The 13,013-nt window shown below is 45.5% G+C and carries 14 protein-coding genes; 13 read left to right on the top strand and 1 reads right to left on the bottom strand.

The window, feature by feature from the left end:
- Nucleotides 1-58: 58 nt before the first annotated feature.
- Entirely contained in the window at nucleotides 59-307 is a 249-nt protein-coding gene (locus OWN49_RS14585; RefSeq protein ID WP_003153403.1) for a ferredoxin, read from the bottom strand.
- Nucleotides 308-575: 268 nt separating this feature from the next.
- Here OWN49_RS14585 and OWN49_RS14580 point away from each other — a divergent pair, with 268 nt between their 5' ends.
- From OWN49_RS14580 to OWN49_RS14520, 13 genes are all read left to right on the top strand, one after another.
- Nucleotides 576-1,634 carry a helix-turn-helix domain-containing protein gene (locus tag OWN49_RS14580; RefSeq protein ID WP_156734856.1) on the top strand — a complete coding sequence of 353 codons (1,059 nt, stop codon included), beginning with the start codon at nucleotides 576-578 and terminating at the stop codon, nucleotides 1,632-1,634.
- Nucleotides 1,627-3,117 (top strand): RecQ family ATP-dependent DNA helicase, encoded by a 1,491-nt coding sequence (locus OWN49_RS14575; RefSeq protein ID WP_014305324.1) that lies wholly within the window; start codon nucleotides 1,627-1,629, stop codon nucleotides 3,115-3,117. The genes OWN49_RS14580 and OWN49_RS14575 overlap by 8 nt, the downstream gene beginning before the upstream one ends.
- 14 nt (nucleotides 3,118-3,131) lie before the next feature.
- The gene (locus OWN49_RS14570; RefSeq protein WP_071391678.1) at nucleotides 3,132-3,719 is read left to right on the top strand and encodes a CPBP family intramembrane glutamic endopeptidase; all 588 of its coding nucleotides are present in this window, start codon (nucleotides 3,132-3,134) and stop codon (nucleotides 3,717-3,719) included.
- Nucleotides 3,697-4,467, top strand: coding sequence for a LysM peptidoglycan-binding domain-containing protein (locus tag OWN49_RS14565; RefSeq protein ID WP_015388058.1), 771 nt, complete (start codon nucleotides 3,697-3,699; stop codon nucleotides 4,465-4,467). The genes OWN49_RS14570 and OWN49_RS14565 overlap by 23 nt, the downstream gene beginning before the upstream one ends.
- A gap of 68 nt (nucleotides 4,468-4,535) precedes the next feature.
- The gene (locus tag OWN49_RS14560; RefSeq protein ID WP_077722532.1) at nucleotides 4,536-4,994 is read left to right on the top strand and encodes a YpbF family protein; all 459 of its coding nucleotides are present in this window, start codon (nucleotides 4,536-4,538) and stop codon (nucleotides 4,992-4,994) included.
- An 86-nt stretch (nucleotides 4,995-5,080) separates the two neighbouring features.
- Nucleotides 5,081-5,869, top strand: coding sequence for a metallophosphoesterase (locus OWN49_RS14555; RefSeq protein ID WP_017418049.1), 789 nt, complete (start codon nucleotides 5,081-5,083; stop codon nucleotides 5,867-5,869).
- A gap of 150 nt (nucleotides 5,870-6,019) precedes the next feature.
- On the top strand, nucleotides 6,020-6,604 hold the full coding sequence (locus tag OWN49_RS14550; protein WP_003153412.1) for a genetic competence negative regulator: 585 nt from the start codon (nucleotides 6,020-6,022) through the stop codon (nucleotides 6,602-6,604).
- A gap of 160 nt (nucleotides 6,605-6,764) precedes the next feature.
- Nucleotides 6,765-8,039: an NAD-specific glutamate dehydrogenase gene (gene gudB / locus OWN49_RS14545; RefSeq protein WP_003153413.1), complete on the top strand. Its 1,275-nt coding sequence runs from the start codon at nucleotides 6,765-6,767 to the stop codon at nucleotides 8,037-8,039.
- Nucleotides 8,040-8,144: 105 nt separating this feature from the next.
- Nucleotides 8,145-9,128, top strand: coding sequence for a YpdA family putative bacillithiol disulfide reductase (locus tag OWN49_RS14540; protein ID WP_077722531.1), 984 nt, complete (start codon nucleotides 8,145-8,147; stop codon nucleotides 9,126-9,128).
- A 96-nt stretch (nucleotides 9,129-9,224) separates the two neighbouring features.
- Nucleotides 9,225-9,881: a glutamic-type intramembrane protease PrsW gene (prsW, locus tag OWN49_RS14535; protein WP_003153415.1), complete on the top strand. Its 657-nt coding sequence runs from the start codon at nucleotides 9,225-9,227 to the stop codon at nucleotides 9,879-9,881.
- Between the two features lie 132 nt (nucleotides 9,882-10,013).
- On the top strand, nucleotides 10,014-10,883 hold the full coding sequence (sleB, locus tag OWN49_RS14530; protein ID WP_014305319.1) for a spore cortex-lytic enzyme: 870 nt from the start codon (nucleotides 10,014-10,016) through the stop codon (nucleotides 10,881-10,883).
- 24 nt (nucleotides 10,884-10,907) lie between these two features.
- A complete protein-coding gene (gene ypeB / locus OWN49_RS14525) occupies nucleotides 10,908-12,257 on the top strand; it encodes a germination protein YpeB (protein WP_014305318.1) in 1,350 nt (449 codons plus the stop codon).
- A gap of 87 nt (nucleotides 12,258-12,344) precedes the next feature.
- Entirely contained in the window at nucleotides 12,345-13,001 is a 657-nt protein-coding gene (locus OWN49_RS14520; RefSeq protein WP_077722530.1) for a flagellar brake protein, read from the top strand.
- Nucleotides 13,002-13,013: the final 12 nt, after the last annotated feature.

The following is a 13,013-nucleotide window of genomic DNA, read 5'->3' as shown; positions in this document are numbered from 1 at the left end:
CGATAACAGCCGGAGTCTTATTCAGGACGAAAAAGCTCCTCTCACGGGGAGGGCTTTTTTATTCGTATTTCAGCGGATCGCCTTCGAACGGTTCATCCGCAACTTTGATTGAATCAGTAGGGCATCCTTCAAATGCGTCAATCATATCTTCTTCCAGAACTTCCGGAACTTCGACGACACCTTTATTTTCGTCAAGCGTAACGAACGCAATGCCTTCATCATCATAATCATAAATGTCTGGTGCCGCAGCTCCGCAGGCGCCGCATGCAATACACGTATCTTTATCTACAATTGTGTACTTTGCCATGAATAAAACCTCCCAGATTGTTCGTGTTGGAACAAATGGTTTACCTTATATATTTTTAAATATAACACCTATTCCTCTTACTTATTGTAATGATGTTAGTGTCAAATTTCAACAGAAAAATGATTGAGAATGCTTATCACATAAGGGATTCTCTTTAGCACTTCCCCCTAAAAGATGACTTTAAACGTCAAATTTATATGAAAATCTGTTAAAATAAAAAGAACCAAAAAACGAAACTTGTCACAAAAGAAATGTAGGTGTGTTTAGATTGGCGATAAACTACTTTGATACCGTGGTTCTCGACTGTCTGGACAAAATAGACGGCGAACGGACTCCGAGTGCTGTGTTTCATTTATTAAAAGGAAAAAAGTCGTCTCAAACCATTCAGGATGCCGGCTTATTTCAGATCGCTAAATATTTCGGCATGGCTTCACAGTGTGAACGCGGCGATATTGCGGCTTCTTTGCATAAACTCACCGAGAACTCATACATTACAGCCGGAAAAGAAGAGGGAACGTGGAAAGTGACTGCGCGCGGCGTTCAAAGGCTTGAACGGGCGTTTGCCGAGCGGCCTTGGCCGAAGCACTGCCACGGCGCAAATTATCAAACGCCTGCCGTCATCCTGTGGAGGCGGCTTTCCCTGCTCATTCAAGTCCTGTCAAACAAAGAGCATCAATGCAGTCAATATATCCCGGTTACCAACGATGTGCAGACGCTGAGATGGGTCAAACGGTTCATGCGGAAAAACAGAGATGCTAAAGAGCTTTCCGTCCAAATGCATGACGCGCTGTTTCAGCTTCTGCATGGCGTAAGTGAACGGCAGGCGCTTATTTTTGTCTATTCTTTAACTTCATTCAACAGAATCGGCAAAACGAATAAGCAGCTCGCTCTCCAGCTGAACGAAGATGAATGGTATGTGTCCGTCCAGTTTTGGGGAGCGGTACATTATGTTATTCAATCGCTTCCGCAATGTGCATATCCCGCTCTGCGCGAGCTGTTGTCCGATCTGCAGGCGGAAAGCGCGCTGACACAGTCTGCCAGAAAAACCTTCGAGCTGTTGGAAAAAGGGTTTCCGATTGAACGGATCGCCGCGGTCAGAAATTTAAAAACCGCCACAATCGAAGACCATATCGTAGAAATATCATTGCATCAGCCTGCATTTTTTATAGAACAGTATCTTTCTGAAGAGGAACAGCGTATGATAACGGCATTTGCAAAACAGCATCAAACGAATAAAATTAAACGGATTCGCGAAGGAATGCAGATGCGCTTCAGCTATTTCCAGATCAGGCTGGCGCTGGCAAAGACGGTGAATCAGCATGACTGAGCTGCATAAAGCTTTATCCAGGTATTTTGGTTTGCATTCCTTTAAAAAAGGGCAGGAAGAGATTATGACTAGCGTTCTCCAAAAAAAGGATACGATCGCCATGCTTCCGACCGGCGGGGGGAAATCATTATGCTATCAGCTTCCGGGTTACATGATGGACGGGCTGGTGCTGATTATTTCACCGCTTCTTTCATTAATGGAAGATCAGGTGCAGCAGCTGAAAGCAAAAGGAGAAAAGCGGGTTGCGGCATTAAACAGCATGCTGAATTCCGCAGAGCGGCATTTTATTCTCAGCAACATCAGCCGGTATAAATTTCTCTATATGTCTCCTGAAGCCCTTTCTTCACCTTATGTACTGAACCGTTTGAAAAACGTTCCGGTCAGTTTATTTGTTATTGATGAGGCTCATTGCATATCAGAATGGGGACATGATTTCAGGCCTGATTATTCGAAGCTCGGGCCTTTCAGACAGGCACTCGGAAAGCCGCCTGTATTGGCGCTGACCGCAACAGCGACAAAAGAAACGCTCAGAGACGTGACGGATGTGCTCGGACTTGAGCATGCTGTGCGTCATCTTTATTCAGTCAACCGGCCGAATATTCTCCTGGCGGCAGAACATTTGGCTGATAATGCCGAAAAAATAAACAGGCTCACGGAGCTTGCCGAAAAGCTTGAAGGCCCCGGTATCATATATTGTCCGACCAGGAAATGGGCGGAAGAGCTTGCGGCTGAGCTGAATGAAAAAACGGGAAAGCGGACGGATTATTATCACGGCGGAATGGATACAGGGGACAGAATCTTGATCCAGCAGCAATTTATCCATAACCAGCTTGATTGCATCTGCTGTACCAATGCGTTCGGCATGGGTGTGGATAAGTCAGATATCCGCTTTGTCATTCACTTTTATCCTCCCCAAACGGCTGAGGCCTTTATGCAGGAAATCGGCAGAGCGGGACGCGACGGCAGCCCGAGTGTCAGTATTTTGCTGAGGGCGCCCGGCGATACCGAGCTTCAGCAGCAGATTATTCAGACAGAAAGCCTGTCTGATTATGATCTGGAAGGCATTCTGGCCGTCATACGGGATGCCGGTACGGATGATGAGCGAAAGCTTCGGGACGTTCTGATCAATAAAGGCGTCCAGGAAACACAGGCGCGAACGGCCGTCCATCTGTATCTGCAAGGAAAAACCACAAAAGAGCAGCTGCAGGAAGAACTGACATACCGCGTGGAAAAGAAGCTGCGTAAAATGAACCGTTTTTCGGCGTTATTAGAGCGGAAAGAATGTATAAGAAAAGCGCTGCTGTCTTATTTTGATGAATCGTATGAGCCTGAAGGCCAAACCGGACAATGCTGCAGCAGCTGCGGACTTGATCTGGCTCCGTACGAGCAAAAAGGAGAACGGAAAAACATGGAACGGTTTGAAGATTGGAAGCTGGAATTAGGCCGGATTTTCGGTTCAGAGTCTGCGGGTGAGTTCAGCTGAGACGGCAAAGCGAATTGATCCAGCAGCTCTCAGACCGGGAGATTGTGATACAGCTGTATGCCACCCAATTGCTCATATTGGCGGTTTCAGCTGTTATCGGCTTTTTCTTTTTCACCGACATTCACGATTTTTTAAAGCTGTGGCATATACGTGACGATAATATCATATGGTACGGTGTAACTCTTGCCGTCCTTGTCATTTTTGCCGATCTGGCGGTGATGAAATGGTGTCCTTCGCATTTATATGATGACGGCGGCATTAATGTATTGCTTTTTAAGAACAGGCCGGTTCTGCACATTTTGTTTTTGACGCTTCTCATTTCGTTCAGCGAAGAGATTTTGTTCAGAGGCGTTCTGCAGACACATATCGGCTTATGGGCCGCCAGCTTCATTTTTACCGTGCTTCATTTCAGATACTTGGCGAAGTGGCTTCTGTTTATGATGGTTGCGGGCATCAGTCTTTTGCTGGGGCTTATCTATGAATGGACCGGCAATTTATTCGTTCCGGTTACAGCGCATTTTATTATTGATGCGGTATTTGCCTGTCAGATCCGTTTTCAATATGTTAGGAGGGGTTTCTATGACGGAAATGTCAAGAGTTGAAAGAAGAAAAGCTCAGCTGCGTGCCGAGCAGCAGGTTGCCGCGGCCGCGGATGAACAAATTGAATATCTTGAAGACAGCCTCCCGACAAGACAATCTGTAAAAGAGGAGCGTAAAAAAAAGGAAGAGCAGGTGAAGGAAAAAACCAAAACAAAAACGCCGCTGTTCACTTTTCTGACCGTCCTGTTCATTATCGTAACAATCGGTGTCTTTTTCGGTCTTCTTTATATGACGAACAGCAGCAGATTTGACCCGAAGGACTATGAAGATGTCTTCATAGACCACAGTGAAAGCGCGCCTGCCGTTATTCCGAAAGGCGCTCAGAAAGAAACGTCAGAAACCGCTCTTTTAGAACAACCGAAAAAAAAGTCTGACGACAAAGATAAGAAAGAAGCGGCTGCATCTGAAAAAACAAAAGAAAAACCAAGTGAAAAAACACCTGAAAAAACGGAAACGTCCTCAGAAAAACAAGTAAAGCCGACAGACACCGAATACGCGGAGACAAAACAGCAGTCTCCGCCGGCTGTCCGTGAAAAAGCGGCTCCGGCTGCCGCAAGTGATCAAGCCGGGACTGTCCCGAAAAAAGTGCGGACCGTACAGCATACTGTACAGCCGAAAGAAACGCTTTACCGCATTTCAATGAAATATTATAAAAGCCGGGCGGGCGAAGAAAAAATCCGCAGCTACAACGGATTAAACGGAAACGACGTGTACACCGGCCAGGTTCTGAACATTCCGCTGTCTGATTAAAATAAATGCATGTTTTCACCGCGTTTTTCATATAGTGTACCAATGAAAACGGACAAGGTGTGAAGCGCATGGATTCTTTATGGAAGCAATTAGACCGATTTGCTGACGGACCGACGAAACAAATGCTTCAGGCGCTGGTGAAACGGAAATTAAAATACGAAAATTATGCCGCACAGTGCCGAAGATGGCAGTGGGCGTCCCTCGTTTGTTTTTCCCTGATGTGCATACTGCTGATGTTTAAAAGCTTTAACGCCCCCCAAGCCTCTCCGCAGCTGATCCTGCAGGAAATATTAGGCCATACGGTTTATTTGTGCTGGATTATGGCTTCCGCTTTTGCGTATTGCACTTCTTATTATTTTAAAAAAAAGGAAGAAAAAGCTGAGGGTGAATTTCATAAACTGAGATGTGAAATTATCCAAAAAAGCACGGATTTATGGCCCCAGCCTGAAAAATGGAGGGCGAGAGAATCTGTTTTTTACTTGATGAAACATCGGTATGATATCAATCTTTATTTTGAAAGCAAATAAAATGAGGCGTTTTCCGGAAAGGATAGAAACGTCTTTTTTTGTTTGTCCGTCTAATGTAAGACAATGACAGAATGGAGAGTGCGTTTATGAAGCTTACAGCGGGAATTCTCGGCACATTGGCGGGAGCGGCTGCGGTTATGGCGGCCGTCATGTACAAAACGGCAAACGGCAGCCATTTGAAAACACATACATTTACGCTTGATAAAATGAAAGGGATGAAGCCGCTCACCATCTTCTTTATATCTGACGTGCACCGCCGTTTAATTGATGAAAAGCTTCTCCGCGAAGCGGCAGTTTATAAGCCGGATGCCGTTTTGCTCGGCGGTGATTTGGCGGAGGGCGGAGTTCCTTACGCCAGAATTGAAGAAAACATCAAACGTCTGACGGCTCTCGCGCCTGTCATTTATGTGTGGGGAAATAATGATTACGAGGTCAGCCAGCAAAAATTGCTCTCACTTTTACGGGCATACAAAGTGATTCCGCTGAGAAATGAATCGGTTCAGTTTGCTTATAAAGGGGAAACCGTTACGATCTGCGGGGTGGATGATATCAGAATGATGATGGATGATTACGAATCTGCAATCAGATATACGGATGCTGACAAAGTAAACCTCCTGCTTTGCCATAATCCTGACATCCATGAGCAGATGAGGGAGTCAGACGGGATTGACGCTGTGTTCAGCGGCCATACGCATGGCGGCCAAATCCGTTTCGGCCGGTTCGGGCCGTATGAATTGGGCGGGACGGGAACGGTAAAAAAAGCGCATTACCTGATCAGCAACGGCTACGGGACGACAAAAGTTCCGCTGAGGCTCGGGGCGAAGCCGGAGACGCATATGATTACGCTGTGCGGACCGGATGAGCCGTTTTCCTGAAACAACCCGGCCGCGGTGATAAAAAACGGCATTCTGCTTGTCTTCCCGCTGTACACGGTGTAAACTGATAACAAATTAAGAACCTATGACTCATTTATTCATATACTGTGTTATATGATTTGTGTGCAAGAAGAGGCAGGAGGGAACATTATGCGGCTTGAGCGTCTGAACTATAATAAGATTAAAATCTTTTTAACCCTCGACGATCTGACTGATCGGGGACTGACAAAAGAAGACCTCTGGAAGGACTCGTTTAAAGTCCACCAGTTATTTAAAGATATGATGAATGAAGCAAATACAGAGCTCGGCTTTGAAGCGAATGGTCCGATCGCGGTGGAAGTATATTCTCTTCAGGCACAAGGTATGGTTGTGATTGTAACGAAAAATCATGACGCGGATGCAGAAGATGACGAATATGACGATGATTATATCGAGATGCAGGTCAAACTTGACGAAAGCCCGGATATTATTTATCAGTTCCATTCGTTTGAAGATATCATTCAGCTAGCCGGAAGCCTTCACCGAATCGGGATTACCGGCGGCACCGTCTACCACTATGAGAACCAATACTATGTAAGCCTTGAAGACCTCGGCTCCCGTTCCGCCGAAGGTGTCATCGCGGTGCTGGCTGAATACGGACACCCGGCGACGATTACGATTTACAGGCTCCATGAGTACGGAAAACTCATCATGGACGGCAATGCTGTGGAGACCATCCAGAAACATTTTTCATAAAAAAGATTTGAAACGGCAGCTGTTTTCAGCGGCCGTCTTTTTTTAAGCGAAATAATGGAAAAATCATTGTCTTTCTTCTATGCACGGAGATATTGAAGGTGTATACTAGTCACTGAAAGGGAGCATGAGAGAAACAGAAGATTTTAGGAGGTTAACTCAAATGGCAGCCGATCGATTCACCGGTCATAATGAAGAAGACAAACATGATGTATTAAAATCAACCCAAACCGTAATACATAAAGCTCTGGAAAAATTGGGGTATCCAGAAGAAGTGTATGAACTGCTGAAAGAGCCGCTCAGATTATTAACGGTTAAAATTCCTGTTCGGATGGATGACGGGTCTGTGAAAATATTTACAGGCTATCGTGCGCAGCACAATGATTCCGTAGGTCCGACAAAAGGCGGCATTCGTTTTCACCCGAATGTAACTGAAAAAGAGGTGAAAGCACTTTCCATCTGGATGAGTTTAAAATGCGGAATTATTGATCTTCCTTATGGCGGTGGTAAAGGCGGAATTGTTTGTGATCCGAGAAATATGTCATTCAGAGAGCTTGAAAGGCTGAGCAGGGGATATGTAAGAGCAATCAGTCAGATTGTCGGACCGACTAAAGACGTCCCGGCACCTGACGTATTTACAAACTCACAGATTATGGCTTGGATGATGGATGAATATTCAAGAATTGATGAATTTAACTCACCCGGCTTTATTACGGGAAAACCGCTTGTACTCGGCGGATCCCACGGCAGGGAATCAGCGACGGCAAAAGGCGTCACCATCTGCATAAAAGAAGCGGCCAAGAAAAAAGGTCTCGATATTCAGAACGCGCGCGTCGTCGTACAAGGTTTCGGAAATGCGGGCAGCTATCTGGCCAAGTTTATGCATGACGCCGGTGCGAAAGTTGTCGGAATTTCTGACGCGTACGGAGGCCTTTACGATCCGGACGGTCTTGATATTGATTATCTGCTTGACCGCAGAGACAGCTTCGGAACGGTGACGAAGCTTTTCAATGACACCATTACGAATCAGGAGCTGCTTGAGCTGGACTGTGATATACTTGTCCCGGCGGCGATCGAAAACCAAATTACAGAAGAAAACGCTGACCGCATCAAAGCGAAAATCGTGGTAGAAGCGGCAAACGGACCGACGACACTGGAAGGAACGAAAATCCTGACAGACAAAGGAACGCTGCTGGTTCCCGATGTTCTGGCGAGCGCCGGCGGTGTAACGGTTTCTTATTTCGAATGGGTTCAAAACAACCAGGGCTTCTACTGGAGTGAAGAAGAAGTCGAGGAAAAACTGGAAAATATGATGATAAAATCGTTTAATAATATTTATGAAATGTCCCAAAACCGCCGGATTGACATGAGGCTTGCGGCTTACATGGTCGGCGTGCGGAAAATGGCTGAGGCTTCGCGTTTCAGAGGCTGGATATAAACCAATCGTTTGCATAAACAAAAAAAATCTCCTATGATAATATAGGAGATTTTTTATATGAGTGGAAACTTATGATGGAAATGCCAATCGCAGGAGTTGAAGGACATGACAGAAGAAAAAGCAATTATAATAGGCGGAGGTCCTTGCGGATTATCGGCGGCTATACATCTGAAGCAAATTGGCGTGAACGCGCTTGTGATCGAAAAAGGGAATGTCGTAAACAGCATTTATAACTATCCGACCCACCAAACTTTTTTCAGTTCAAGTGAAAAATTGGAGATCGGCGATGTTGCCTTTATTACGGAAAACAGAAAACCGGTCCGAATACAGGCTCTCTCTTATTACAGAGAGGTTGTCAGAAGAAAAGAGCTGCGCGTAAACGCCTTTGAAACGGTGGAGCGCGTAACGAAACAGGAAGACGGCCGTTTTCTTGTAGAAACGTCAAAAGACCGCTACCTCACTCCGTTTTGTATCATTGCGACAGGATATTATGATCATCCGAATTATATGAACATACCGGGTGAAGGGCTTCCTAAGGTATTTCATTACTTTAAAGAAGGCCATCCTTATTTTGATAAAGATGTTGCTGTGATCGGCGGGAAAAACTCAAGTGTGGACGCGGCTTTGGAACTCGTGAAGTCCGGTGCGCGCGTCACGGTGCTCTACAGAGGACATGAGTACTCCCCGAGCATCAAGCCATGGATTCTGCCTGAGTTTGAGGCCCTTGTCAGAAACGGCACAATCCGGATGGAATTCGGCGCTTGTCTTGAAGAAGTGACGGAAGATGAAATCATTTTCCGCTCCGGCCGAAATGAGACGGTCCGGCTGAAAAACGATTTCGTATTTGCCATGACGGGATACCATCCCGATCACGGTTTCCTCGAAAAAATCGGTGTGCGGATTGATGCGGAATCAGGCCGGCCGTTTTTCCTGGAAGAAACGATGGAAACAAATGTTGACGGTGTTTTTATCGCCGGAGTCATTGCGGCTGGAAATAACGCCAATGAAATTTTTATCGAGAACGGCCGTTTTCACGGCGGCTTGATCGCAAACGAAATATCAAAACGGCTGGGTGCAGAGAGCATATGATCATTCATATGCTCTTTTTTAAAAAAATTGAAAGATGTAAAAATATGAACAACATGGTACCATAGATATAGGAATATAAAGGAAAGAGGTTGCCTGATGTTTGCAATCATCTCTGCAGGAATTGCTCCCGGCATTGCGCTGTTAAGCTATTTTTATTTAAAAGATCAGTATGACAATGAACCCGTACATATGGTGCTGAGGTCTTTTTTTCTCGGGGTTGTCCTTGTGTTTCCGACCATGTTTATCCAATATGTTCTTGAAAAAGAGCATGTGGGGGGAGGAAGCTTTTTCGTTTCGTTTTTGTCTTCGGGATTTTTGGAAGAATCGGTGAAATGGTTCGTTCTGATGATAAGTGTGTACCCGCATGCTCATTTTGATGAGCATTATGACGGAATCGTTTACGGGGCCAGTGTGTCTTTAGGCTTTGCCACGCTTGAAAATATTCTGTATTTATTCGGCCACGGCGTTGAGCATGCTTTCATAAGGGCGCTTCTGCCGGTCTCCTGCCATGCGCTGATCGGAGTGATTATGGGGTTTTATCTCGGAAAAGCCCGCTTTTCGCAGAAAAAAGCCCGTGTCAAATGGCTTGTGATTTCGCTGGCCGTGCCTTCATGTCTGCACGGTTCGTACGATTTTATTCTTACCGCCCTCAATCATTGGGTATATTATATGCTGCCGTTTATGCTGTTTTTATGGTGGTTCGGGCTGCGAAAGGCAAAAAAAGCACGCTCCGTCAATATGATCCAAGTGTGAAGAAACCGCGCATCGCGTGCGGTTTCTTTTTTTATGCCTTGATGAGGGATAAGAAGGAAACGGTGTATAAAAATATCCGCGTGACAGACAATACGGGTACACTTTAAATTTTGCAGTAGGAGGCTTGAAGAGATGAAGTGCAAAGGAGCCTTTATGGCATGTCTCATTCTATTTTCTTTCGCCGCCGCTTTCTTCGATCATCATGAAACGATTCATGCGTTTTCAAATCAAGTGATTCAAAGAGGCGCGACGGGTGATGATGTTATAGAATTGCAGGCCCGTCTTCAATATAACGGATTTTATAACGGGAAAATCGATGGTGTTTACGGCTGGACCACATACTGGGCCGTGAGAAATTTTCAGGAGAAATTCGGCATGAAGCCGGTTGACGGCCTCGTCGGGGCGAAAACCAAACAGGTGCTGATTTCAAAATCAAAATATTACCGTGAATATGTAATGGAGCAGATCCAAAAAGGGAATACGTTCACTCATTATGGCAACGTCCCATTGGAAAACCAAACAAAACCGAGAGCCGGAGCGCAGAAGCCGGCGGGAACGAATAAGCCTGCTCAAAAGCCGCAAAACAATACAGGCGGTCAGTCAAATCAAAAGCAAAATACGACAGCGGCCAATATGCCTGGCGGTTTCTCAAACAACGACATCAATCTTCTGGCGCAGGCTGTGTACGGGGAAGCGCGCGGTGAGCCGTTTGAAGGACAGGTTGCCATCGCCGCGGTTATTTTAAACCGTATTAAAAGCCCGTTATTTCCGAATACGGTGGCCGGCGTCATTTTCGAACCGCTCGCGTTTACCGCCGTTGCCGACGGCCAAATATACATGCAGCCGAATGAAAGAGCAAAAGAAGCGGTTCTTGATGCGATCAACGGATGGGACCCTTCTGAAAACGCGCTTTATTATTTCAATCCTGATACGGCGACAAGCAAATGGATTTGGGGACGTCCGCAGATTAAAAGAATCGGAAAGCACATTTTCTGTGAGTAAAAGTACGCAAAATGAGGTGTTAACATGATTAGAGGAATCATTATCGCTGTTCTCGGTGTCGCGATCGCCGCAACCGGATACTGGGGATATAAAGAGCATCAGGAAAAAGATGCGGTCCTTCTGCACGCGGAAAATAATTATCAGAGGGCTTTTCATGAACTGACGTACCATGTTGATCAGCTTCACGACAAAATCGGGACGACGCTTGCAATGAACAGTAAAAAATCTCTGTCTCCGGCGCTCATTGATGTATGGAGAATTACATCTGAAGCACATAACAATGTGAGCCAGCTGCCCCTGACTCTCATGCCTTTTAATAAGACGGAGGAGTTTTTATCCAATATAGGAGATTTCAGCTATAAAACATCCGTCCGGGATTTAGACCAAAAACCGCTTGATAAGAAAGAATATACAACACTGAACAGCCTGTACAAACAGGCCGAGAACATTCAAAACCAGCTCCGCAGCGTTCAGCATCTCGTCATGAGCAAAAATTTACGGTGGATGGATGTTGAGATGGCGCTCGCCTCTGACAAAAAACAAAGCGATAATACGATCGTCGACAGCTTTAAAACAGTCGAAAAAAATGTAGGCGCTTTTTCTGAAGACAGTACCAGCCCTACGTTTACAAGCGCAAATACAGAACGAAAAGGGTTTACGCATCTGAAAGGAAAACAAATTACGGAAAAAGAAGCGGTAAAAATCGCGGAACGGTTTGCGCCTGATCATAATTATTCCATTAAAGTGGTCAAAAGCGGCCGGAAGACGAATCGGGATGTATACAGTATCCGCATGAATGACGCGGATCACAAATCTTTTATCTATATGGATATTACCCAAAAAGGGGGACATCCTGTCTATTTGATTCAAAAACGGGGCGTGAAGAAACAAAAGATCAGCCTCAATGAAGCATCTAACCGGGCCGTCGCGTTTTTAAAGAAAAACGGATATGAAACAAAAGGCCTCGAAATTGATGAAAGCGCGCAATATAATAACATCGGCGTCTTTTCTTTTATTCCCGTGGAGAAAAACGTCCGCATTTATCCGGAAGCCATCCGAATGAAAGTGGCGCTGGATGATGGTGAAGTCGTCGGTTTTTCCGCGCGTGATTACCTGGCGGCGCACCGCACGAGAACGATTCCGGCTCCCGCTTTGTCAGCTGATGAAGCGAAAGCGAAGCTGAATAAAAATGTTGAAGTGCGGGAGACCCGGCAGGCGCTGATCACGAATGAACTCGGTCAGGAAGTGCTTTGCTACGAAATGCTCGGGACGATCGGGAAAGACACGTATCAAATGTTCATTAATGCGGACGACGGAAAAGAGGAAAAAATAGAAAAATTAAAAAGTGCAGAGCCTATATATAAAGACCTATAAAAATAAAGGAGGAAAGGACTAAAAGTCTTTTCCTTTTTTTCATTACATGCTTTAATAAAAGCATAAATAATGAAAGAGTGAAGGCCCATGATAGCTGTCGGAGATTATATTTGGATTGAATACATAGAGAACAATGAGCCCAAAAAAGCGAGGAGCAAAGCAGTAAGCGTTGAAAACGGCGAACTCCATATCTCATATCCCGTCGATCTGGATTCGGGACGGACGGTCTTTTTGCATAAAGGATTGGAAATAACAGCGGAATTTATGGGGAATGGCCAAGTACCGTATCAATTTAAAAGCATAATCAAAGGAAAGAAAAAAGAACCCATCCCGATGATCGGATTGGACATCCCCCCTCAGAAGGAAATGAAGCGGATTCAAAGACGCCGATACGTCCGTGCAGAAGCAGTATTGGATGTATCTGTCAAAATGGAAGCGAAAAAAACCGCTTTCCAAACTGTTTCCTCTAATATCAGCGCCGGCGGAATCGCTGTTGTGATGCCTGAGCATATTTCCGCGGAACCAGGTGAAAAGCTGTATGTCTCATTTTCTCTTCCCGGCAAGGAAAAGGAGGCGGATATAACGGCTGAGGCTCTTACCCAGCGGATTTTTTATGATGAAAAGGCGGATAAACAAAAAATGACGCTTGAATTTACAGAAATCGGCCCCGCAGCGCAGCAGCTTTTACTCCAATATTGTATGCGCGCGCAGCTGCAGCAGAGAAGAAACAGTCTGTCGGAATAAACAGCAGCGCAC

Origin of the sequence: Bacillus sp. NEAU-242-2, assembly GCF_027853835.1 — a bacterium.
Lineage (GTDB): Bacteria > Bacillota > Bacilli > Bacillales > Bacillaceae > Bacillus > Bacillus velezensis.
Note: the sequence above shows the minus strand (reverse complement) of the source record. Positions and strands in the feature narration are given on the sequence as shown.

Bases quoted from the DNA above. Each gene is read 5' to 3' on its own strand.
- OWN49_RS14575 (WP_014305324.1), top strand. From the start codon at position 1,627: ATGACTGAGCTGCATAAAGCTTTATCCAGGTATTTTGGTTTGCATTCC.
- OWN49_RS14565 (WP_015388058.1), top strand. From the start codon at position 3,697: ATGACGGAAATGTCAAGAGTTGAAAGAAGAAAAGCTCAGCTGCGTGCC.
- gudB (WP_003153413.1), top strand. From the start codon at position 6,765: ATGGCAGCCGATCGATTCACCGGTCATAATGAAGAAGACAAACATGAT.
- OWN49_RS14555 (WP_017418049.1), top strand. From the start codon at position 5,081: ATGAAGCTTACAGCGGGAATTCTCGGCACATTGGCGGGAGCGGCTGCG.
- prsW (WP_003153415.1), top strand. From the start codon at position 9,225: ATGTTTGCAATCATCTCTGCAGGAATTGCTCCCGGCATTGCGCTGTTA.
- OWN49_RS14520 (WP_077722530.1), top strand. From the start codon at position 12,345: ATGATAGCTGTCGGAGATTATATTTGGATTGAATACATAGAGAACAAT.
- OWN49_RS14560 (WP_077722532.1), top strand. From the start codon at position 4,536: ATGGATTCTTTATGGAAGCAATTAGACCGATTTGCTGACGGACCGACG.
- OWN49_RS14540 (WP_077722531.1), top strand. From the start codon at position 8,145: ATGACAGAAGAAAAAGCAATTATAATAGGCGGAGGTCCTTGCGGATTA.
- OWN49_RS14550 (WP_003153412.1), top strand. From the start codon at position 6,020: ATGCGGCTTGAGCGTCTGAACTATAATAAGATTAAAATCTTTTTAACC.
- OWN49_RS14585 (WP_003153403.1), bottom strand. From the start codon at position 307: ATGGCAAAGTACACAATTGTAGATAAAGATACGTGTATTGCATGCGGC.
- sleB (WP_014305319.1), top strand. From the start codon at position 10,014: ATGAAGTGCAAAGGAGCCTTTATGGCATGTCTCATTCTATTTTCTTTC.
- ypeB (WP_014305318.1), top strand. From the start codon at position 10,908: ATGATTAGAGGAATCATTATCGCTGTTCTCGGTGTCGCGATCGCCGCA.